20 protein-coding genes are annotated in these 21,149 nt (G+C 46.3%); 7 read left to right on the forward strand and 13 right to left on the reverse strand.

Annotated elements, in window-relative coordinates:
* Positions 1 to 3 precede the first annotated feature (3 nt).
* Complete coding sequence (gene nth, locus NQ544_RS04125; RefSeq protein ID WP_006846651.1) at positions 4 to 651, forward strand: endonuclease III; 648 nt, start codon at positions 4 to 6, stop codon at positions 649 to 651.
* 317 nt (positions 652 to 968) lie between these two features.
* Here nth and aroC read toward each other — a convergent pair whose 3' ends face one another.
* Genes aroC through NQ544_RS04140 form a run of 3 tightly spaced genes read right to left on the reverse strand, consistent with a single transcriptional unit; the run spans position 969 to position 3,015 of the window.
* Positions 969 to 2,093: a chorismate synthase gene (aroC, locus tag NQ544_RS04130; RefSeq protein ID WP_006846649.1), complete on the reverse strand. Its 1,125-nt coding sequence runs from the start codon at positions 2,091 to 2,093 to the stop codon at positions 969 to 971.
* Between the two features lie 26 nt (positions 2,094 to 2,119).
* On the reverse strand, positions 2,120 to 2,722 hold the full coding sequence (locus NQ544_RS04135; RefSeq protein WP_006846648.1) for an FKBP-type peptidyl-prolyl cis-trans isomerase: 603 nt from the start codon (positions 2,720 to 2,722) through the stop codon (positions 2,120 to 2,122).
* 8 nt (positions 2,723 to 2,730) lie between these two features.
* Positions 2,731 to 3,015: a hypothetical protein gene (locus NQ544_RS04140; protein WP_006846647.1), complete on the reverse strand. Its 285-nt coding sequence runs from the start codon at positions 3,013 to 3,015 to the stop codon at positions 2,731 to 2,733.
* Between the two features lie 328 nt (positions 3,016 to 3,343).
* Between NQ544_RS04140 and NQ544_RS04145 the strand changes: the two genes are divergently transcribed.
* Positions 3,344 to 3,697 (forward strand): hypothetical protein, encoded by a 354-nt coding sequence (locus NQ544_RS04145; protein WP_040552599.1) that lies wholly within the window; start codon positions 3,344 to 3,346, stop codon positions 3,695 to 3,697.
* A 165-nt stretch (positions 3,698 to 3,862) separates the two neighbouring features.
* On the opposite strand, the gene NQ544_RS04150 is transcribed toward NQ544_RS04145, so the two are convergent.
* The 4 genes from NQ544_RS04150 to NQ544_RS04165 all read right to left on the reverse strand — a co-directional run bounded on the left by NQ544_RS04150 (position 3,863) and on the right by NQ544_RS04165 (position 5,595).
* On the reverse strand, positions 3,863 to 4,309 hold the full coding sequence (locus NQ544_RS04150) for a PepSY-like domain-containing protein (RefSeq protein WP_040552598.1): 447 nt from the start codon (positions 4,307 to 4,309) through the stop codon (positions 3,863 to 3,865).
* A gap of 69 nt (positions 4,310 to 4,378) precedes the next feature.
* Entirely contained in the window at positions 4,379 to 4,771 is a 393-nt protein-coding gene (locus NQ544_RS04155; protein WP_006846644.1) for a rhodanese-like domain-containing protein, read from the reverse strand.
* 446 nt (positions 4,772 to 5,217) lie between these two features.
* The gene (locus NQ544_RS04160; protein WP_153072405.1) at positions 5,218 to 5,313 is read right to left on the reverse strand and encodes a smalltalk protein; all 96 of its coding nucleotides are present in this window, start codon (positions 5,311 to 5,313) and stop codon (positions 5,218 to 5,220) included.
* A 96-nt stretch (positions 5,314 to 5,409) separates the two neighbouring features.
* Positions 5,410 to 5,595: a hypothetical protein gene (locus tag NQ544_RS04165; protein ID WP_006846643.1), complete on the reverse strand. Its 186-nt coding sequence runs from the start codon at positions 5,593 to 5,595 to the stop codon at positions 5,410 to 5,412.
* 1,601 nt (positions 5,596 to 7,196) lie between these two features.
* Between NQ544_RS04165 and NQ544_RS04170 the strand changes: the two genes are divergently transcribed.
* Positions 7,197 to 7,997: a KilA-N domain-containing protein gene (locus tag NQ544_RS04170; RefSeq protein ID WP_006846641.1), complete on the forward strand. Its 801-nt coding sequence runs from the start codon at positions 7,197 to 7,199 to the stop codon at positions 7,995 to 7,997.
* Between the two features lie 198 nt (positions 7,998 to 8,195).
* On the opposite strand, the gene NQ544_RS04175 is transcribed toward NQ544_RS04170, so the two are convergent.
* A complete protein-coding gene (locus NQ544_RS04175) occupies positions 8,196 to 9,455 on the reverse strand; it encodes an MltF family protein (protein WP_040552597.1) in 1,260 nt (419 codons plus the stop codon).
* Positions 9,456 to 9,561: 106 nt separating this feature from the next.
* Here NQ544_RS04175 and hisG point away from each other — a divergent pair, with 106 nt between their 5' ends.
* The 3 genes from hisG (at position 9,562) to hisC (ending at position 12,879) form a co-directional block, all read left to right on the forward strand.
* Entirely contained in the window at positions 9,562 to 10,413 is an 852-nt protein-coding gene (gene hisG / locus NQ544_RS04180; RefSeq protein WP_040552594.1) for an ATP phosphoribosyltransferase, read from the forward strand.
* 94 nt (positions 10,414 to 10,507) lie between these two features.
* The gene (gene hisD, locus NQ544_RS04185; RefSeq protein WP_006846638.1) at positions 10,508 to 11,794 is read left to right on the forward strand and encodes a histidinol dehydrogenase; all 1,287 of its coding nucleotides are present in this window, start codon (positions 10,508 to 10,510) and stop codon (positions 11,792 to 11,794) included.
* A gap of 50 nt (positions 11,795 to 11,844) precedes the next feature.
* Positions 11,845 to 12,879: a histidinol-phosphate transaminase gene (gene hisC / locus NQ544_RS04190; protein WP_006846637.1), complete on the forward strand. Its 1,035-nt coding sequence runs from the start codon at positions 11,845 to 11,847 to the stop codon at positions 12,877 to 12,879.
* A gap of 214 nt (positions 12,880 to 13,093) precedes the next feature.
* Here hisC and NQ544_RS04195 read toward each other — a convergent pair whose 3' ends face one another.
* The 5 genes from NQ544_RS04195 to NQ544_RS04215 all read right to left on the reverse strand — a co-directional run bounded on the left by NQ544_RS04195 (position 13,094) and on the right by NQ544_RS04215 (position 19,284).
* A complete protein-coding gene (locus tag NQ544_RS04195) occupies positions 13,094 to 15,286 on the reverse strand; it encodes a YgiQ family radical SAM protein (RefSeq protein WP_006846635.1) in 2,193 nt (730 codons plus the stop codon).
* Positions 15,287 to 15,296: 10 nt separating this feature from the next.
* Positions 15,297 to 15,638 carry a DUF8442 family protein gene (locus tag NQ544_RS04200; RefSeq protein WP_006846634.1) on the reverse strand — a complete coding sequence of 114 codons (342 nt, stop codon included), beginning with the start codon at positions 15,636 to 15,638 and terminating at the stop codon, positions 15,297 to 15,299.
* A 34-nt stretch (positions 15,639 to 15,672) separates the two neighbouring features.
* Positions 15,673 to 18,321 (reverse strand): golvesin C-terminal-like domain-containing protein, encoded by a 2,649-nt coding sequence (locus tag NQ544_RS04205; RefSeq protein ID WP_006846633.1) that lies wholly within the window; start codon positions 18,319 to 18,321, stop codon positions 15,673 to 15,675.
* 90 nt (positions 18,322 to 18,411) lie between these two features.
* Positions 18,412 to 18,969 carry a 1-acyl-sn-glycerol-3-phosphate acyltransferase gene (locus tag NQ544_RS04210; protein WP_006846632.1) on the reverse strand — a complete coding sequence of 186 codons (558 nt, stop codon included), beginning with the start codon at positions 18,967 to 18,969 and terminating at the stop codon, positions 18,412 to 18,414.
* A 42-nt stretch (positions 18,970 to 19,011) separates the two neighbouring features.
* Entirely contained in the window at positions 19,012 to 19,284 is a 273-nt protein-coding gene (locus tag NQ544_RS04215; protein WP_006846631.1) for a hypothetical protein, read from the reverse strand.
* A gap of 194 nt (positions 19,285 to 19,478) precedes the next feature.
* On the opposite strand from NQ544_RS04215, the gene NQ544_RS04220 reads away from it, so the two are divergent.
* Complete coding sequence (locus tag NQ544_RS04220) at positions 19,479 to 21,128, forward strand: diphosphate--fructose-6-phosphate 1-phosphotransferase (protein WP_006846630.1); 1,650 nt, start codon at positions 19,479 to 19,481, stop codon at positions 21,126 to 21,128.
* The last annotated feature ends 21 nt before the right edge of the window (positions 21,129 to 21,149 follow it).

Genomic DNA, 21,149 nt, shown 5'->3' on the forward strand with positions numbered 1-21,149 from the left:
GATATGCTTCGTAAGGAAAGATACGATTTTATATTGAATCATTTCAGAAGTGCGCTGCCGAATGTAACTACCGAGTTGCAGTTCGGTAGCGCATTTCAGCTTCTGGTGGCTACTTTGCTTTCTGCGCAATGCACCGACAAACGCATCAACATGGTTACGCCTGCTCTCTTTGCCCGTTATCCTGATGCGCAGCACATGGCACAGGCGAGCGAGGAAGATATTTATGAGTTGATCAGTTCGGTGAGTTATCCGAATGCCAAGGCGAAGCATCTTGCTGAAATGTCTCGCCAGCTGGTTGAGATGTTCGGAGGTGAGGTACCTGAGGCTGCGGATGATTTGGAGAAGTTGGCAGGAGTGGGGCGCAAGACGGCGAATGTGATTCGTGCCGTATGGTTCGGTCATGCTACGATGGCGGTGGATACGCATGTTTACCGTGTGAGTCATCGTATGGGGTTGGTGCCGAAAACGGCAGATACGCCCCGAAAAGTAGAAGATTATCTGATGAAACACATTCCGGCTGAGGATATTCCGAATGCGCATCATTGGATTCTGCTGCATGGCAGATATATTTGCAAGAGTACGAAACCGCTCTGCGATAAATGCTTTTTTAATGAATATTGTCCAAAACTATTAAAGGACAGTAAACTTTAGAAATAGTTAAAGTTATTCAAGTTTCGCATGTAAGTTCCACACGCCCTGAAAGGGCAGAAGCCCCTAGCCCAGGGCATCGCCCTGGGTAATTACGGACGCAAACCTGTCGCCCTGTAAGGGCAAAAGCTTTAAAACTCCAGGCAAAACATAAGGCTTTTGCCCTTACAGGGCGCCTTGCTGATTGCTATTATACCCAGGGCGATGCCCTGGGCTAGGAGCTTTTGGGCCTTCAGCCCGTACTTGAACCACATGCGAAAGTTCAGTTAGTTAGTAGTGATTAGTTTGTTTATCACTAATCACTACCAATTAATCACTAATTAAAGTTTTATTGTTTGATTCAAGAGATAATTATCCAGAATAACCATGGCAGCCATGGCTTCAACCACCGGCACGGCTCTTGGCAAAACGCAAGGATCATGACGGCCGCGGGCAGTCAGCGTGGTGGCATTTCCTTCCAAATCTACCGTATTCTGCTCCATCAGCAGAGTAGCAACCGGCTTGAAGGCAACACGGAAATAGATGTCCTGACCATTGCTCAAACCGCCCTGTATTCCTCCGCTATGATTGCTCTTTGTTGTAATACGGGCAGCAACATCCTGATTCACGGCAGCATCTTCTGTCGTCTCTGCAGCATCAGCCTTCGGGATAAAGACATCATTCTGCTCACTTCCGCGGGCAGTAACTCCGGCAAAACCCTCGCCATATTCAAAACCCTTCACGGCGTTAATGCCAAGCATGGCAGCACCCAGTTGGGCATGAAGCTTGTCAAACTCAGGCTCGCCCAATCCTACCGGGCAACCCTTGATGACGCAAGTGATGATTCCACCAATCGTATCGCCGTCACCCTTAACCTGGGCGATGAGATCTTCCATCTCCTTCGCCTTCTGCTGGTCAGGACAGCGCACCGGATTATCTTCTATGGTGTTAAGGTCATACAGATGATAATCTTTTTCCAGCGCGATGCTGCCCACCTGCGATGTATAAGCCGTGATGCTGATGCCCAACTTTCGCAAGGCAAGTTTAGCCAAGGCTCCGCCTACGCATCGGGCAATGGTGATGCGGGCTGAAGAACGGCCGCCGCCACGATGGTCGCGTACGCCATACTTCTCGTTATAGGTGAAATCTGCGTGAGAAGGGCGGAAGAGACAGCGCATGTTCTCATAGTCCTGAGAATGCTGGTTCTGGTTACGCACTTCAAAGCCGATAGGGGTTCCTGTTGATTTGCCTTCGAACACACCACTCAGAAACTCTACCTTGTCAGCTTCCTTTCTGGCCGTAGTGATGTGGCTCTGTCCTGGGCGTCGGCGGTTCAGCTCGCTCTGGATAAAGTCCATGTCGATTTCTATGCCTGCAGGAAATCCGTCAATAACACCTCCTACAGCTATTCCATGACTCTCTCCAAACGTAGTGAGAGTGAAAAGATTACCAAATGTATTCCTCATTACCTTATATATTAAAAAGGTGTTTATTACTTGTTGCAGCCGCCTTCGCAACCACCTTCACAGTTGCCATCCTTGCAGTCGCCGCCGCAGTTGTCGCAGCCACCTGAGCAGCCGCCACCTTCGCCGCTGATCATCTGAGCCATCTTGGCAATCTCCTCAGCAGTAGCCTCGCGGCTCTCGAGAATCTGACCGCAGAAGTTGAGCTTCAAGCCAGCCAATGGGTGGTTCAGGTCGCAGGTTACCTTTGTATCGCTGATGTTCTTCACTACTGCGTTGAAGTGGTTGCCATCCTCGTTCTGCAATGGGATGATAGCGCCTACCTGTACGTGCTGTGCATCAAACTGGCCGTTGACGGTAAAAATCTGCTTGTCGAGCTCCAGTACGCGCTCATCATAGTGCTGTCCGTAAGCCTGCTCTGGGTCCAGCTGGAAGTCGAACTCTTCACCTTTAGCCAGGTTTACCACCTTCTCTTCGAAAGCTGGCAGGGTAACACCCATACCGCTGATGAAGATGAACGGACGCTCGTCGGTTGTGCGCTCGATGAGCATCTCCTCACCGTTGTCACCATTAGTTACATCATACAGTGCGTATGAAACTACAATAAACTTGTTTTTGTTGTTTGTTTCCATTTCTATATTTATTTTTTATTATTTCTTTTTCTTTTCTGAATGCTTACGCTCTTTACCATCTCCATGCGCTCCAGATAGATAGGGCGCCATTTGTCGATGATGTCCTGCAGACTTTTGCTCTTCTGCGAGAGTTCAGCATATTCCTCGCCGTCGGTCAGATTCTCTTTCTTGAGATCCAGCATTCGGGCGATGAGCTGTTTCTGGTGTTCCTCAGCCGCCTTGAGCTGGTTTCCCAGTTTCTCGAGACTTTCCATAAAGGCGAGTGCCTTGTCTATATGATTTTCCTGTACCATTTTGCTTGTTTTATAGGTTGAATCTTTTGCAAAGGTACTAATAATATTTGGTATAAACGAAGAAAAAGGGCTTTTTTTTCGATGATATTACAAAATGATAGCGAAAATGCAATATCTCTAACGTTCTGACGCCTATTTCGGTGTATTGTTGTTGATATAAGTCAAGAAAAAGGCAGAAAACTGAAAATATCCCAAGAAATGTTTGCGCACACAGAGAAATGTTCGTATCTTTGCAGCGTCTTAAAGAAAAAGACTATAGGATAATGTTTAACAGAGCCGGCGTCTACGGATGTGCAGGACTCACAAATTAAAGAAAGGTAAAAAGATTATGAAGAAGATTATGGTATTAGCAGTAGCTATGTTTGCAATGGCAACAGCTACTTTCGCAGCAGATGAGGAGACAAATGCAACAGCAGCTTACAACATGAATATTAAGATGTCTAGCTTGGCAGATGCTTTGAGCTTGAACATCGACCAGGTAGAGGCTGTAGCTGATGTACACAAGAACTTCACCGCAGACATGATGAATGCTGCAACAGCAAAGGGTGAGGAACGTTCTGCAATGATTGACAAGGCAGTTTTGAAGGATCTCAAGTACATGCACGTTATCTTGGACAACAGTCAGTATCGTAAGTACGTGATGCTTCTCAACACAACCCTTATCAACCGTGGTTTGAAGTAATCATCTTTTTATAGATGAGAAAAATAAGAGAGAGATTTAAAATAAGAATCCCAGTCGAGGTTTTATCCTGACTGGGATTTTTTTTGCCTTTGGGCCTTCAGCCCGTACTTAACCCACTTGCTAAACTTAGCTTCCTGATATGCGAAAGTTCAGATAACTTGATAATCAGTCAATATCTATTAATTGGAAATGCTTGTTGAAGGTCAAATCCAATCCGTTAGCCAGTTCTACCTCGTATTCATTCTTGCTCATTTCAATCTTCTTTACCGCTTGCGCTGGATAATTCTTCTTCAGGTAGTTTCTGATGGCCTGCGGAATCAACTTGGCTGGCACTTTTCCCTGCTTGCAGTCAATCTCTGTGAGATTGCCTTTCTTATCAAATTCCAGCTTGGTTCCGTTCTGAAGAACCACATCATAGCTCTTGTTAATAACCCCCGTCTCAATGGTAGCAAGTATCACCTTCTGACCATTGAAATGCTGGCTGAGTAAGGTCTGAGCCTTGGCAGGAAGTGCATTTACAGAGATAGGCTTGTCGTTGTCCGCATTCGCCACCATATTGCATGAAACCATGCAGCAGATGGCAATCATCAAAATTCGCAAAATTCTTTTCATACGCTACAAATTTAAAAATTATAATAACTAACTGAACTTTCGCATATAGGGAAGTTCAGTTATTTCAATTTACTCCTTTACGATTTCTTTTCCTGCTGCCTGCCAGCCTATAAAGCCGGAATCGAGTTCTATTACCTGATAGCCGTTCTTTGTCAATATAGCTGCGGCATTTTTGCTTCGCTTGCCGCTTCGGCAGTTCACGGCGATAGTCTTGCTTTTGGGAAGAGTGGCAGCGGCCTTCTGCTCGAAGTCTGATTTCAGTACGTCAATGTTGATTGCCCCACGAATATGCCCATTGGCAAACTCCTCTGCGGTTCGTACATCGAGACGGATTACTGCGGTGTCAGCGATGGCTTTCTCATAGTCATCTGCCGACAGACTCTTATAGCCCTTATTTTGCGCCTGACAAGAAGACAGGCTTGATAGCATGGTTATAATGCTCATGATAAATATTTTCTTCATTCTTTAATCTTTTAATAATTATGCGCCTTTAATCTAGGAGGATAAGCCATGCTCAACCCCCTACATTCTTGCAATATATCTGCAAAAATACAAAAAATATTCAGAAAGTTGATGATATGGATGGATTTTGTTAGCCGGGCGAACTCGATTTAACCTTATTTATACGATAGAGGGATGTTTTGATAATCTGAAATCCTTAATGACCGGAAATGACCGTGACCGGAAATGACCGGAATCTTAGGGGTTTGAAAATGATAATGACCCTTAATGACTTTGACCCTTCATGACCGGCTGAACCCCCTCTCGCCCTGAAGGGGCAGAAGCTCCTAGCCCAGGGTAGCACCCTGGGTAAATACGGACGCAAACAAGTCGCCCTGTAAGGGCAAAAGCTTTTAAATATCAGGTAATTTATAAAGCTTTTGCCCCTACAGGGCGACCTTTTGTTTTTATCCCATGCAGCTCGTTACTCCGAGCGTAGTAGCGATAGCGGTCAGAATGCTGATGGCTATCTGCAGAATCGTTTTCCAAGTGTTCGCTTTCATTTTTTTGAATGTTGAATGTTGAATGTTGAATGTTGAATTTTTTGTGGGCGGATAGGCTGGGCTAGGGGCTAGCACCCTAGCCAGTCTATCCTTGGGCTATTCAAGGCCGTCGCCAGTATCGCCAGTGCTGCCGCCTGATTCAGAGCCTTGGCCTTCGCTGCCAGTCTGACCGGTGTTTGAACCGCCTGGGGTAGAACCGCCTGGCGTATTATCCGGAGTAGTTGGGGCGTTGAGTTCAACGTTGGTCTTACCCTCCTTCTTTGCCTGGTTGATGCGTGACATAGCCTAGTTGATTTCCAGAAGATTTGCGTTCACGCTACGCATTACGATGCTGTAATTAATCATAGTTGTTTGTAGTATGTTTAGAGTCCTTTGTTTTGCAACTCCCCAGAACGCCCCGTTCCTGCCGTTTTCGGGGTCTTCATTGATGACCGGCGCCTGCCATCATTTATGACCCGTGTTGGTCTTAAGAGAAGACCGGCTTCAGGCACAAAAGGCTGTTCTTTCGATTGCCGGTGCAAAGATACAACATTTTCGGGCAGAATACAAGCTTTCACCCTGACTTTCTATGCGAGAAAGGCTATAAGTAGCTGCAATACAATAAGTTATATTGATTTTCTATCTGAACTTTATTGCAGAAACAATCAGCAATGGAAAAGTAAGGATGAAAAACAAGCGTGTCATTAAGGGTCAGTGTCATTAAGGGTCATTTAGAAAAATGAAAGTGTCATTTTGAGCTATAGTATATATAAATATTTATTTATATATATACTATAGGGATTTTTCTCCCCCGAAAATGAAAATGACCCTTAATGACCTTGACCCTTAATGACACGCAAGATGAACTTGTGAGTTTTACCTGATATAGATCTGGCGTATGTCTGAATGTGTTGGTTGTTAGTGTGTTATGTGTATTTTGTTATATTCATACTCTAATATTTTGTGTATAATAATTATCTATATATTAAGTCGTTTTAGTTAGCTGATATGTTGTTCGATTCTACATTTTTATCCTTGTTTCCTGTTGCATTTTGTCAAAAATACGTCATATTAGAGGCGCATTTAATGTCCGAGGAGGGGCATTTTTTACCCTAGGAGAGGGGGTAATATACCTTCCTAACCCCCATATTTTGCATTTTTCCGTTAAATAACGTGATGAAATTCTTTGGTTGCCAACTTTTTATTATCTTTGGTAGTGATTGATAAAATATTGACGTAGTAATAGTTCGGAAAGCTAGAAACTACATAATAACAATACTAATATGAGAAGGGATAACCTATTGTTATATAACTATTTAGTATGTATATTTTGTGTGTGAAGCGAATCCTGTATGTTGTGTTATGAATGGAATATATATTTACTTTTCAAATCATAGCATTCGCTTTTTATGCATTCTTCCAATACCTGTTTTCAGCGATGAAAAACGGAAAAATTAGAGTTTTCTGATTACATAAACCCCTTTTTTAGCCCATGAATAGCTGATTTTGCACTTTAATTTATGACCTCATCGAGCAGCTGAAGGAGGAATATCCATTAGCCACGATTCATGGTCATAATGAATTTGCCAACAAAGCCTGCCCCTGCTTTAATGTGAAGAAGGAGTGGGGCTAACAGATAGGGAACGCACTGCGTTCCCTATTTTCGTTATCTATTATTTCCAGATGCAACATGTGGATGTTGCTGATAGTATAGCTTTCTCTTGGATTTTTGGCTAAATGATATGCTAAATAATAATAAAATTGCTGCAAAGTAAGTCTGTTTTCAAAATTTTCAATTATCTTTGCTGATTGCAATAAAATAGATAAAAGATATTAATCGAATAAAAGGCGTGTTGGTTATCAATATGTAACCACCGATTTGTATTATCTAAAAACTAAGGATTATGGCAAAGATAAAAGTTGAAAATACAGAAATATCTGTTGTTAATGTTCAAAATGAGGATTATATCTCTCTGACAGATATGGCACATAGCCAAATGCAAGAGCATATTATTTTCAGATGGATGAGCCTCAAAAGTACAATAGAATACCTCGGTGAATGGGAAAAGCTATATAATCCGAATTTTAATTGTACCGAATTCGATACAATTAAAAATGCAGCAGGAAGCAACAACTTCGTGCTTTCTGTAAAGGCATGGATTCAAAGAACAGGTGCAATAGGCATCATGGCAAAAGCTGGCCGATATGGTGGAACTTATGCTCATCGAGACATTGCGTACCACTTTGGAATGTGGATTAGTCCTCGTTTCCAGCTTTTGTTGGTAAAAGAGTATCAACGTCTTAAAGCTGATGAGCAGAAACAATTGTCATGGTCTGCCAAGCGGGAACTATCAAAGATAAACTATCGCATTCACACGGATGCTATCAAAGTAAATCTCATTCCTGCGGAAGTGACTCGTGAGCAAGCTGCCATGAAATATGCTGATGAAGCGGATGTACTCAACATAGCCATGTTCGGCATGACTGCGAAACAATGGCGTGAGCAGAATCCCGACAAGAAAGGCAACATTCGTGACTATGCCAGTATTAATGAACTTATCTGTCTCTCAAATATGGAGAATCTCAACGCTGTATTTATCAATGATGGTATGGCGCAGTCTGAGCGACTTATCAAACTCAATCAGATTGCCATTCAGCAGATGAAAATTCTTGAAGATACAGGCGGAAGAAACTTATTAAAATAAAGATGAACATGGCAATAAAGGATAAGGATGGAAATACGGTGGGATGCATTTTTATCAGATGCATCCCCCTATGTAAATCCATATATTTCTTGTAGCGGCTTTAAACTTTATCTTCTATCTTTGTGAATAGGCATTTCCCTTTTCTATAATCGTTGGGAAAATTTCAAGTTCCTCATCATTTTCAGTACCTATTTTATATTATATATGGTACTTATTCTGGTAGTGGCGCTTGGATTTAACAGGGGCTCCATGGAAGGAACCGCTGCCCATACCGCTGCCACGAAAACTCTCATGGAAGCCTGAACCACCGCTATATTCGCCCCAGCGGGCTCTGATTCTATCTACATAATTAACCGTTTCCGTGCCTCGCATATAACCATATTTCACTACCGGATCTGTGTAATAAGCCGGTTGAGAAAGGCGCAGAATATAATCGCGAATTACGCCCCAATTGTACGGATTCTGACCATGTTTGCGAGCCAGCGCCATCGCATCTCTGATGTGGAAATAGCCACCATTATAAGAAGCAAGGGCGAAAAGCATGCGCTGGAAAGGGTCGCCTACGTCAGAGAAATGCCCCTGCAGTTCCGCCATATATCTGGCTGCCGCAGCCACATTCGCCTCAGGTTCATGAATCATGCTCATCGGCAAACCCAGATGGGAAGCCGTGCCTGGCATAATCTGCATCAGTCCGCAAGCTCCAGCCCATGACTTCGCATTCGGGTCGAAACAGCTCTCCTGATAACATTGGGCAGCCATCAGACGCCAGTCCATGCGAGCCGTTCCGCTATAGCGCTGGAAGAGGTGGTCGTAGCGGGAAATAACACCCTTAGAACGGTTCAGGAATGGTGAATAAACGTGGCGGCGCACGCTGGCAGAAGAAAGCAGCCACGATTCTTCCTGCTTGACCTGAGCAATCAGCTTAGGCTTAAACCAGCCGTTCAGGGTGTCGGCAAGACTCTTGTTACCGTTCAGCACAGCCCATTGGGTGCGGGTGCTGTCGGGCGTAACACCACAGAACAGCAGGTTGCCTCTGGTCTGTTTTCGGGGTAGGGGCACGGCAATCACATCACCTTCTCCCTTCTCCAGTTTGCGCACCATTTCAGCCGTATCCTTACATTCTTCTACGCGTAACGACACGCCGATCTGCTGGGCAAACTTCTCGCAGAGCAGATATTGCAGTCCCATTCCGTGGCTGTGGTAATCATAATAGGTAGTAGGGCCGTTAACGGTAAGCATGATGAGCTCACCATTGGCCTGAATATCTTCGAGCGAAAGCCCCTTGCTGGTTGAAGCAGGTTTCTTTTCATCGCCATCAGCCCCATCAGAGTTGTCAGCATACTCCATTTCGCCTACGGGAGTTCCCCATGGCGTAAGCTCCTGCTGCGGTTTCTTGTCGGCACAGGCAGCGAGCAAAAATAGTGCATATAATGCGTATAAATATCCTTTATTCTTCATTTCAGCTGCAAAAGTACGAAATATTTTGCACATAAGTGAGAAATTATTTGTTTATTCTAATAAAAATATGTACTTTTGCAATGTTTTTCAAACAAAATATAGAAATATGTTACGAATAGCAGTACAAAGTAAGGGTCGTCTTTTCGACGACACCATGAATCTTTTATCAGAGGCTGACATCAAAGTAAGCGCCTCTAAACGCACCCTCCTGGTGCAGTCAAGCAACTTTCCTCTCGAGGTTCTCTACCTTCGTGATGATGATATTCCTCAGAGCGTAGCCTCTGGTGTGGCAGATATCGGAATCGTGGGCGAGAACGAGTTTGTAGAGCGTGGAGAGAATGCGCAGATTATCGACCGTCTGGGTTTCAGCAAGTGCCGCCTGAGTCTCGCAATTCCTAAGAAGATTGATTATCCGGGATTGCAATGGTTCAACGGCAAGAAGATTGCTACTTCTTACCCTAACATCCTGCGCAAGTTTATGAAGAAGAACAATATCAATGCCGACATCCATGTCATTACGGGTTCTGTAGAAATCAGTCCGGGCATCGGTTTGGCTGACGGTATTTTCGATATTGTAAGTTCTGGTTCTACTCTGGTCAGCAACAATCTTGCTGAGGTTGAGGTGGTGATGAAGAGCGAGGCTCTGCTCATCGGAAACTGGAACATGGACGAGGAGAAGCATGAGATTCTGAACGAAATGCTGTTCCGCTTCGAGGCTGTACGTTCTGCACAGGACAAGAAGTACGTGATGATGAATGCTCCTAAGGAAAAGATTCAGGAGATTACAGAAGTATTGCCAGGCATCAAGAGTCCTACGATTATCCCATTGGCTGATGAGGAATGGTGCTCTATCCACACCGTGCTCGATGAGAAGCGTTTCTGGGAAATCATAGGCAAGTTGAAGGAACTCGGTGCACAGGGCATCCTGGTAACACCAATCGAAAAGATGATATTATAATAATGTGTAGTGTTTAATGTGTAATGTTTATTTAGAGACATTATGCGTTAAAAACCAAACATTAAACATTAATAATTAAAAATTAATAATAGGAATGAAGGTAATAAAGTATCCTGCAAAGGAGGAATGGAGCGAGATTGTAAAACGCCCACACCTGGATGTTTCGCAGCTGAATGCGACCGTACAAGGTGTACTCGACGATGTGAAAAACCATGGCGACGAAGCCGTGAAGCGTTACGAGGAGAAGTTTGATCATGCCCATCTCGATTCTTTGGCTGTGACTGAAGCTGAAATCGAAGAGGCTGAGAAAACGGTTTCTCAAGAACTGAAAGACGCTTTGCACCTCGCCCATCATAACATTGCCGCATTCCATCATAGCCAGAAGTTTGATGGTGTAAAGGTTGAAACTTGCCCTGGTGTAACCTGCTGGCAGAAGAGTGTGGCTATAGAGAAGGTGGGATTGTATATCCCGGGAGGTACTGCTCCTCTCTTTAGCACCGTTCTGATGCTGGCTACTCCTGCCAAGATTGCGGGATGTAAAGAAATAGTACTGTGTACTCCTCCAAATAAAGAGGGCAAGGTGAACCCGGCTATCCTCATGGCGGCAAAGATTGCGGGCGTAAGCAAGATCTTTAAGGCGGGTGGCGTTCAGGCTATCGGAGCCATGGCTTACGGTACGGAGAGCGTGCCTAAGGTTTATAAGATTTTCGGTCCGGGCAACCAGTTTGTCATGGCTGCCAAGCAGCAGGTTTCCCTGCACGATGTGGCTATAGACATGCCTGCCGGTCCGTCTGAAGTTTGTCTTATTGCTGACGAAACAGCCAACCCTGTGTTTGCTGCTGCCGACCTGTTGTCGCAGGCTGAACATGGTTTCGATTCTCAGGTTTTCTTCATTACTACATCTGAAAAAGTGTTGGATGATGTAAAGAATGAAGTTGAAGCACAACTTGAACGTTTACCACGTAAGGAGATGGCACAGACCTCGTTAGACAACTCTAAGTTTATCCTCGTTAAGACCGAAGAGGAGGCAATCGACCTCTGCAATACTTATGCACCGGAGCATCTGATTATCGCCACAGCCGATTATGAGCAGCTGGCAGAAAAAGTTGTGAATGCAGGTAGTGTATTCCTCGGAAACTATGCGTGCGAAAGTGCAGGCGACTATGCAAGCGGTACGAATCATACCTTGCCAACCCATGGTTATGCTTTGGCTTACAACGGAGTGAACCTGGACAGTTATAATCGCAAAATCACCTTCCAGCATCTTACAGAAGAAGGTATTCGTAACATTGGAAATGCTGTAGTGACCATGGCGGAAAATGAGCAATTGGAAGCTCATGCCAATGCGATGAGACTGAGAGTGAACAGTTTGAAACAATAGGGTGAAACAGGAAGTTGTAAAGATACTTCTTAATAGCTTTTGAAAGAATAATGAAAGAATTGAAAGATTTGTGCCGAGAGAACATCTGGAATCTGGCACCTTACAGTTGCGCCCGTACGGAGTTTGCAGGCAGAAATGCCCGCGTCTTCCTCGACGCCAACGAAAATCCATATAATGACCCTTACAATCGCTATCCTGATCCGCTGCAGGTTGAACTGAAGAAGCAGATCAGCAAGATTAAGGGTGTGGCTGAAGAGAAAATCTTCCTGGGCAACGGTTCCGACGAGGCCATCGATTTGGTTTACCGTGTATTCTGCCGCCCGGGCAAGGATAATGTAGTAGCGATTGCACCTACTTATGGAATGTATGAAGTTTGTGCAGACATCAACGATGTGGAGTATCGTTCTGTATTGCTTGATGAAAATTATCAGATTTCTGCAGAAAAACTGCTGGCAGCCTGCGATGAACAGACAAAGGTTATCTGGATCTGCAGTCCGAACAATCCTACGGGCAATCACATCAACCGCGAGGCAATCGTAGAGGTGTTGCAGAAATTCCAGGGTATTGTCATCATCGACGAAGCCTACAGCGATTTCTCTCCGGAGCGCACATTCCGCAGCGTGCTCGACAGATTTCCTAACATGATTGTGCTCAACACCATGAGTAAGGCGTGGGGCTGTGCAGCCCTCCGTTTGGGAATGGCTTTTGCGAGCAAGAAGATTGTTGACATATTCAATAAGGTGAAATATCCTTATAACGTCAATCTGCTTACTCAGGAGCATGCGCTGGAAGTGATGAAGAATCCGCTGAAGGTTGACGAATGGGTGAAGAACATCCTACAGGAGCGTTCTAAGGTAATGGCTGCATTCCTGGATCTGCCTATCTGCGAGAAGGTTTATCCTACTGATGCAAATTTCTTCCTGGCTAAAATGACCGACGCCAACGCCATCTATAATTATCTGGTGGCACAAGGCATTATCGTAAGAAACCGCAACAAGGTTCAGTTGTGCGGCAACTGTCTGAGAATTACTATCGGAAACAAGAGCGAGAATGCTGAATTACTCGGTGCTTTGAGACAATATTAGCATTTAAGCAGCAAGCCCTGAAAGGGCAGAAGCCCCTAGCCCAGGGCAGCGCCCTGGGTCATATATATTAACAACCAAGTCGCCCTGTAAGGGCAAAAGCTTCATATATTTAAAGCTTTTGCCCTTACAGGGCGACTTTAGTATCTCACATTCTAAACCCAGGGTGTTGCCCTGGGCTAGGAGCTTTTGCCCTTTCAGGGCGTATTGCTGACATTTATCTTCTTCTGCCTCTACCTTCATTTCTTCCTTGATTTCCACGGCCGCCGCGTTCGTTCTTATCCCCGCTGTTGTAGCGGTTCTTGCGACTGTGGTTGTCGTTGTCGAAATTAGGGTTGAAGCTCTTTTTCTTCTTATTCTTGAAGAAGCCGGCACCTCCGCTTAATGGGCGGCCTTCGTTCAGATATTTATCTTCATCATAGCAACCTACATTTCCGAAACCCTTTGGTGCATAGCGGTCAGACGCATTTCTGCCAGTTCCACGCTTGCCCTTAGCACCTTTTCCTACACCAGGATTATCGTATGTAGAACCAATCGCCTTATCGTCATAATGCGTCTTCTTACCCTTGAAACTGCCACCCATGCTCTTCCTGTCGTAGAGTTTGTCGATGAGGTCGGCTCTGCCTATCCGGCGAAGTTCACTCTCGATGGCACGGCGCTCTTCAGGCTTGTACCAGAAGAAGAACATGCGCTGGGCAAGCTTCTCTTTCTGAGTCTTGGCGCTGGAGACCGGCTCCAGGGTGTAAGGATCGTACCCCGTGTACCAGGTCTCGGTAGAAATGGTCATAGGAGTAGGGGTGAAATCCTGCACCTGCTCCAGATGGAAATCCAGTCCCTTCGTAATGACGGCAAGTTCGGCCATGTCTTCTTCATGACAGCCCGGATGCGAACTGATGAAGTAAGGAATGATCTGCTGGTTCAGACCTTCTTCCTTGTTGATCTTGTCGAAGATGCGCTTGAACTCGTAGAAGAGGTCGAACGATGGCTTGCGCATGAACTTCAAGACCTCCGGACTCGTATGTTCGGGAGCCACCTTCAGTCGGCCGCTCACGTGCTTGGTAATCAGTTCGCGCGTGTATTCTCTAGCCGCCTGATTCACCTTTTCGTCCTTGCTCTTATGCAGCAGAAGGTCGTAACGCACACCACTACCAATGAAACTCTTCTTGATTCCCGGCAAAGCATCTACAGCATGATAAATCTCCAGAAGCTTGCTGTGGTCGGTATTGAGGTTCGGACAAATCTGAGGGTTTACACACGATGGGCGCTTGCACACTTCGCAGGCTTTCTGATTCTTGCCGTGCATTCCGTACATGTTGGCAGAAGGACCGCCCAAATCGCTCAGATAGCCCTTGAAATCAGGCATTTGGATGATTTTCTTCACCTCCTTCAGAATGCTCTCCTTGCTGCGGCAAACCACGAATTTACCCTGATGGGCAGAAATGGTGCAGAAAGAACAGCCGCCGAAACAGCCACGATGAAGGTTCACGGAGAACTTGATCATCTCGTAGGCAGGAATGGTCTTGCCCTTGTATTTAGGATGAGGCAAACGCGTATAAGGCAGGTCGAAAGCCGCATCCAGCTCCGCGGTAGTCATCAGCGGGAAAGGCGGATTCACCACTACATATTTGCCGTCAACTTCCTGAATCATGCGCTGAGCATGCATCTTGTTGGCTTCTTCCTCCAGATGGCGCACGTTCTCAGCCTGTCCCTTCTTGTTGTGAAGACATTCTTCGTGGCTGTGGAGGATGATGTCATCGTCCTTGAAACCGCCCGGAATCTCACTTTCCTTGCAGTAGAAAACCACCTGCGGCATTTCGTGGATTTGGCTAAGCGTCTTGCCTTCTGCAAAGGCATTGGCCAGTTCTACGATAGAACGTTCGCCCATTCCGTAGAGAATGAGGTCGGCGCCCGAATCGCAGAGAATGCACTTGCGGAGCTCGTCTTTCCAATAGTCGTAGTGGCTGATGCGGCGCAACGAAGCCTCAATACCGCCTAGTGCTACAGGTACGTCGGGAAAGAGTTTCTTCAGTATCTGCGTATAGACGATAGAAGGATAGTCGGGGCGCATGTCGTGGCGGGAGTCAGGACTGAAAGCGTCCTCGCTACGCATGCGGCGGTTGGCCGTGTAGCGGTTCACCATCGAGTCCATGGCACCCGGAGAAACACCAAAGAAGAGGCGAGGGCGACCGAGTTTCTTGAAGTCTCGGAAATCGCCGTGCCAGTCGGGCTGGGGAACGATGGCTACCCGATAGCCGTTGGCTTCCAGTATTCGTCCGAGGATGGCAGGGCCGAAGGATGGGTGGTCAACGTAAGCATCTCCTGAAAAGAGGATGACGTCGAGTTCGTCCCATCCGCGCAACTCGCATTCTTTCTTGGTGGTAGGTAAGAAATCTGTTAACTTATAATCCATTCAATATTTTTTAATCATTTACTGCGTCTGGTTCTGCATCTGCTGCAGCCTCAGCCTGCTTCTTGTCTTTCCAGTCTACGTAGAGCAGAACGAGGTTGTGAAGACCGAGCGCCTTCATGTTCTGATTGTAGATGACGTCGAGACAGAGATCGAGCAACTCCTTATCCTTGATGTCGCTGCTCTCGAGGAGTGAACGCACATTAAGTTTCAGTTTATCGAGCACTTCCTCGTCGACAATGCCGTTGCTGTCTACGAGGTTGCGGAGTAACTGATACTTTTCGATGGTCTCTAAATGCTGGTCGCTCACTTCGATAGAGCGAGTGCCAGACTGGTTGGCTTGAATCTTATACATAAGCTTAAATTTTTTTATCTGTTTTACTTTTAATTTAATCTGTCAGAAATTTGAGAATGCCGAGCAACACGCTGGTGCGGGTTCTTTCGTCGATGATGCATTCCAGCGGGAATCCCATGACGAAGCTGCGGTAAGTAGTGCTCTTGTAGGCAACTGCCGCACTCGTTCCCGTATCGTATTGCATCGCCGTGAAGGCGTAATTGCCAACCGGTTTCAATATCTCGGGATGGGTTGCCGCATAATGCTGGGCATTCAGCTCGTTATAATAGCTGAACTGCAGACCTAAACCCTTGACGTTAGGCGAAGTGTAGACAATACTGTCTCGTTCTGTTACGGTTGAATCTTCGGGATTGATGTCCCTGGTGATGGCCGTAGAACCTGTAGGCTCATAGCTGAGTTTCAGAATATCGCTCAGGAACGCCTGTTCCTCTTCAGTCTGCATGTCGCTTCCGGTGTAAGAACCGCTTATCAGGATTCTGCCGCCTTGGCTGGCGTATTGCCTGATGCTGTTCTGCAGGGCAGGCGTGAACGACTTGAAGTAGGCGTGAGTATAGCCGTCATGGCGCTCCAGTCCGTTGATGAGGTCAACTGCCTGATAGTTCTTCATCTGAACCCTGCCGCTGGCGATGACTTCGCTCGAACAGCTGGAAATATTATATTTGCCCGAAGCCGCAATACTTGTAGCATGCGCCTGAACGTAGTTGAAGTCGTTGCCTGCCACAAACTTGCCAATCATTTCGTTGCCGCTGAAACCGAGTCCGAAACTGGTTTCGTTGCCCATTCTGCTTCTGTCGAATACCTGCTGCTTGCCGCTCCATCCCGCCGTCAGTCCGTAGCTTACGCCCGGATCCTGATTGAGGTCGAATCCCTGCTTTTCCTCATCATCCACGACCTGCGGAGAGGCAAGGCGATGGAAATTGTTTACGATGAGCACAGACTTGCTGGCAGCAGGATTATAGAGCACAGAGAGGGTTTCGGTGGTGAAACTTTCTCCTCCTGCATTAACCGCAGCCACCTTAAAATGGTAAAGCTTGCCCGGTTTCAGCTGCATCTGGCAGCGGGTGGTGTTCACGATGGTTCCGTTGTCAAAACCGCCTTGTCCCTCAGCCTTATAAATAATGTAAGAAGTAGGGCGGGCAGATGGTTCCGTCTTGTCCAGCTGGGCAGTCCATGAGAGTAGGGCAACACCTTGGTTCTGCGTAACGCTGAAGTTCTGCGGAGCCAGCGGCTGGACCACGTATCGGGTTCCATGATTGCTGTTTACGAAGCGCAGGATAGTTTTGTAGATGGAGCGTGCGATATAGAACTTTCCGAGCGGATCCTGAGCAATTCTCATGTCAGGGAAATTCTGATGCGAAAGCATTTCGATAATAGCTGACGGAACTTCCGGCAGACGGGTTTCAGAATAGTTTCTGTCCCATAGGTAGCGTTTGCCGAATTCTCCGAACTGAGCCGTGAGATCCGTAACGAGATTATCGCGCAAAGCCCTGGCGAAATCCTTGGATGTGAATCTGGAGATTCCGCTGTTCAGTATTCCGTCGTTATAATCTGTGGTGCAGATAGCAAGGGCTCCAAAGGTAGTTTTTCCGTCCTTATTGTAACCCGCATCACTATGAAGTGCCAGCGAGAGTTCTATAGGCACGTGCTTGCCCTTTCTGGCAGGCATGTAAACCGAACCGCCGCCCAGCCAATTGGTCATCAGCGAACGGGTGTTGATGTCGTCGGCGTAATCATTTTCTCCCTTTCTGCCTCCATAAACCTTATAGGGAGCACCAGCCCATTGGGCGTAGTATCTGGCTCCTTCCAGGCAACGGGGCAATCCGCTGGTGTAACCGCCACGCTCTATGTTTCCCATGCCGCCGCCAAAGCGGACAGCATCTGTAGTTACTACTCCACGGTGTGAAGCCTTGTTGGTGCAGACCACGCGGTTGAACTCGTTGCAGCCCTTGTCGAAATCGAAGGTGCCCAGGTAAACCCAGGTGCCTCCGCCCATGCGCTGGTTAACGGAAAACTCTGTAGCTTCGCCCTTGTGATAAACGATGTATCTTGCATCGCTCACGCTCTTGGGGAGCGACTGGTAGCTTACGTAGACTGCGTATTTGCCGGCTTCCTTAAAACGGGGCTGGTAGCTTACCTGGCTGGTTTTCTTCCGCTTGGTAGCCTTCGCCTGTCTCACGGTTCCCATGCGGAACGGATTTTCCCCATCTTTCAGTCGGTAGCGGTTGGCAAAACCGAGCGAATCGCATTTTTTCCATCGCTTGCTCGCCTCCTTTTCGAAATAATAAACCGACTTGACAGCATCATCATTATCGATGACGATTTCGTTCCTCTGCCAGTCTCTTTCGCGGGGTGTGAAGACGATGGCTCCCGCATTCTGGAGCATCGGGATGAGGTAGGGCACTACGATGGTTTGGGTAAAGAGATCTTCGTTTGTGCAAAACAGGTTAGGGCGTTGCCATTTCCATACATCTCTGTCGGCATAATAATACCGTCCGTGCGAGGCCCATAGCGAAAGGTGCCTGTTCTGTAGTCCTGCCGTAACGAAATAAGGGCGGGAAACATTAAACACCCATGGGTCGCCATCATAATCTATGCCTTGCCATGCGCCGCTGTTAGCCTCGTCGTAGATAGGAAAAAACGATTTGCCGTTAGCCTGAAGCGAAGCTCCAGCGGCTAACAGCAAACTGCTTATCAAACAATATGTTATGTTTTGGTGTTTCACTATACGATTACTCCTTCTTTAATAGCTGACTAAACCGTTATCTTCTAACGTTTAATCAATATTTCCGATTGTGAACTTCTCCGGTTTCTTTCCTTTGAAATCCTTGAAGTACAACTTGATTTCACGCATGTCTTTGTCAACATCTCCTGACGGGATAATCTGCCTGGTGCATTGGATGACCTTCTTCTCATAGTCAAGCCCATAGAGATGGATAGGCAGATGCGCCTTGAGGGCTATGAAATAGAATCCCTTTTTCCATTCTGGGTTGAGCGAGCGGGTACCTTCGGGCGTAATGCACAGTCCGAAAGCCTTCCGCTTATCCGCTTCTGCAGCCAGATTATCCGTCATGCTGGTATGTTTGCTTCTCCACACAGGAATACCTCCCATCTTTCTGAAGATAGGACCTAGCGGCCAGAAGAACCATTCCTTTTTCATAAGGAAATTACATTTGATTCCCTCAGCATGGGCAAAGAGCTGGCCCAGTATCAGATCCCAGTTGCTGGTGTGCGGAGCCATGCAGATAATATACTTTTCAGGAAGCTCCTGGGTGATGATTTTCTTATATCCCAAGAGCTTATACAATATCCATTGACAAATTCCTTTTACCATATAAATAAATAGGTGTATATTCTGATTCTGATGATGAAAGGATTATACCAGGTTTGAAATCTGGTCGATGATTTCGCTCACCTGCTTGTTGAAGTCGCTTATAAGCTTTTTATAATATTCACCCTTCTTGATTCCCGGTTCCGGGTGAGACACGCGGCTGATGTAATCGCCGTTGATCATGACGATAGCTGAAAGAATGCCATCCACATTTTCCTGTGAAGGCTTACCATTATACAAAGATGCAGCTACTGTCTCGGCGAAAAGTTCGCTTGTAATGTAGTTGATCGTGCGCTTTAAATCTCTTTTATTAGCCATAATTCTTTTCTCCTAATTAATGAATAATTAAAAATATCGCTCAAAGATAATCATTTTCTTTGAAATAACATCATTTTTTGGGAAAAAATGTATCTATTAACGCATTTTTAGCATTTTTCTTTCCGTATCTCGCAGAAAAGAGTTATTTTTGCAGATGTTTTTGAAGTTTCAACTAATTAAAATATAAACGAATTATGGAAAAAAGTGCATTGCAGATTGCAAGAGCTGCTTATCAGCCAAAATTGCCTAAGGCTCTCCAGGGCCCAGTAAAGGCAGTTGAAGGTGCAGCAACACAGTCAGTAGGTAATCAGGATGAAATCAAGGCGTTGTTCCCTAACACTTATGGAATGCCTGTTATTACATTCGAGGCAGGTGAGGCTAAGGAACTTCCTGCTTTCAACGTAGGTGTTATCCTCTCTGGTGGTCAGGCTCCTGGCGGTCACAACGTGATTTCTGGTCTCTTCGACGGTGTGAAGTCTCTCAACCCAGCTAACAAGCTCTATGGTTTCATCCTCGGTCCTGGTGGTCTCGTTGACCATAAGTACATGGAGATTACTTCTGAAATCATGGACGAATACCGCAATACTGGTGGTTTCGACATCATCGGTTCCGGACGTACCAAGCTTGAGAAGGAAGACCAGTTTGAGAAGGGTATTGAGATTCTTCGTGAACTCGGCATCAAGGCACTTGTCATCATCGGTGGTGACGACTCAAATACCAACGCTTGCGTTCTCGCAGAATACTATGCTGCCAAGAAGTATGGCGTACAGGTAATCGGTTGCCCTAAGACTATCGACGGCGACTTGAAGAACGAGCAGATTGAGACTTCTTTCGGTTTCGATACAGCCTGCAAGACATATTCTGAGCTCATCGGTAACATCGAGCGCGACTGTAACTCATCACGTAAGTACTGGCACTTCATCAAGCTGATGGGTCGTTCAGCATCTCACATCGCTCTTGAGTGCGCTCTCCAGACTCAGCCAAACATCTGCTTGATTTCTGAGGAGGTAGAGGCTAAGGATATGTCACTCGATGATGTTGTTACTTATATTGCAACTGCAGTAGCTAACCGTGCTGCTGAGGGCAACAACTTCGGTACTGTTCTCATCCCAGAGGGCCTGATCGAGTTCATCCCAGCTATCAAGAAGCTCATCGCAGAATTGAACGAGGTTCTTACAGACCCTGCAACAGGCGAGAGCCGTGAGTTTGCAAATGCTGAGGAGCAGATTGCATTCGTTAAGGGTGCCATCGCTAAGGACAACCTCGCAGTATTGGAGTCTTTGCCAGCTGACGTAGCTCGCCAGCTTTGCCTCGACCGCGACCCTCACGGAAACGTACAGGTTTCTCTTATCGAGACAGAGAAGTTGCTTTCTCGCATGGTAGCTGAGAAGTTGGCTGCATGGAAGAAGGAAGGCAAGTTTGTTGGTAAGTTCTCTGCACAGCACCACTTCTTCGGTTACGAGGGACGTTGCGCAGCTCCTTCTAACTACGATGCAGACTACTGCTACTCACTCGGTTTCAACGCTTCACGCCTCATCGCTAACGGCAAGACCGGTTACATGTCAATCATCAAGAACACAACAGCTCCTGCAGCAGAGTGGATTGCAGGTGGTGTGCCAATCACTATGATGATGAACATCGAGCGTCGAAATGGTGCTAACAAGCCAGTTATCCGCAAGGCTCTCGTTGAGCTGGATGGCGCTCCATTCAAGTTCTTCGCTTCTAAGCGCGATGAGTGGGCTAAGGAGACAGCTTTTGTATATCCAGGTCCTATCCAGTACTGGGGTCCTTCTGAGGTTTGCGACCAGACCACAAAGACTCTCCTGTTGGAGCAGGCTAAGTAAAAAATAGAATAAATATTTTTT

It is taken from the genome of Segatella copri DSM 18205 (genome assembly GCF_025151535.1).
Lineage (GTDB): Bacteria > Bacteroidota > Bacteroidia > Bacteroidales > Bacteroidaceae > Prevotella > Prevotella copri.

What these genes read in the sequence shown, in the direction of transcription:
- nth (WP_006846651.1), top strand. Translation starts at nt 4, where the DNA reads ATGCTTCGTAAGGAAAGATACGATTTTATATTGAATCATTTCAGAAGT.
- aroC (WP_006846649.1), bottom strand. Translation starts at nt 2,093, where the DNA reads ATGAGGAATACATTTGGTAATCTTTTCACTCTCACTACGTTTGGAGAG.
- NQ544_RS04135 (WP_006846648.1), bottom strand. Translation starts at nt 2,722, where the DNA reads ATGGAAACAAACAACAAAAACAAGTTTATTGTAGTTTCATACGCACTG.
- NQ544_RS04140 (WP_006846647.1), bottom strand. Translation starts at nt 3,015, where the DNA reads ATGGTACAGGAAAATCATATAGACAAGGCACTCGCCTTTATGGAAAGT.
- NQ544_RS04145 (WP_040552599.1), top strand. Translation starts at nt 3,344, where the DNA reads ATGAAGAAGATTATGGTATTAGCAGTAGCTATGTTTGCAATGGCAACA.
- NQ544_RS04150 (WP_040552598.1), bottom strand. Translation starts at nt 4,309, where the DNA reads ATGAAAAGAATTTTGCGAATTTTGATGATTGCCATCTGCTGCATGGTT.
- NQ544_RS04155 (WP_006846644.1), bottom strand. Translation starts at nt 4,771, where the DNA reads ATGAAGAAAATATTTATCATGAGCATTATAACCATGCTATCAAGCCTG.
- NQ544_RS04160 (WP_153072405.1), bottom strand. Translation starts at nt 5,313, where the DNA reads ATGAAAGCGAACACTTGGAAAACGATTCTGCAGATAGCCATCAGCATT.
- NQ544_RS04165 (WP_006846643.1), bottom strand. Translation starts at nt 5,595, where the DNA reads ATGTCACGCATCAACCAGGCAAAGAAGGAGGGTAAGACCAACGTTGAA.
- NQ544_RS04170 (WP_006846641.1), top strand. Translation starts at nt 7,197, where the DNA reads ATGGCAAAGATAAAAGTTGAAAATACAGAAATATCTGTTGTTAATGTT.
- NQ544_RS04175 (WP_040552597.1), bottom strand. Translation starts at nt 9,455, where the DNA reads ATGAAGAATAAAGGATATTTATACGCATTATATGCACTATTTTTGCTC.
- hisG (WP_040552594.1), top strand. Translation starts at nt 9,562, where the DNA reads ATGTTACGAATAGCAGTACAAAGTAAGGGTCGTCTTTTCGACGACACC.
- hisD (WP_006846638.1), top strand. Translation starts at nt 10,508, where the DNA reads ATGAAGGTAATAAAGTATCCTGCAAAGGAGGAATGGAGCGAGATTGTA.
- hisC (WP_006846637.1), top strand. Translation starts at nt 11,845, where the DNA reads ATGAAAGAATTGAAAGATTTGTGCCGAGAGAACATCTGGAATCTGGCA.
- NQ544_RS04195 (WP_006846635.1), bottom strand. Translation starts at nt 15,286, where the DNA reads ATGGATTATAAGTTAACAGATTTCTTACCTACCACCAAGAAAGAATGC.
- NQ544_RS04200 (WP_006846634.1), bottom strand. Translation starts at nt 15,638, where the DNA reads ATGTATAAGATTCAAGCCAACCAGTCTGGCACTCGCTCTATCGAAGTG.
- NQ544_RS04210 (WP_006846632.1), bottom strand. Translation starts at nt 18,969, where the DNA reads ATGGTAAAAGGAATTTGTCAATGGATATTGTATAAGCTCTTGGGATAT.
- NQ544_RS04215 (WP_006846631.1), bottom strand. Translation starts at nt 19,284, where the DNA reads ATGGCTAATAAAAGAGATTTAAAGCGCACGATCAACTACATTACAAGC.
- NQ544_RS04220 (WP_006846630.1), top strand. Translation starts at nt 19,479, where the DNA reads ATGGAAAAAAGTGCATTGCAGATTGCAAGAGCTGCTTATCAGCCAAAA.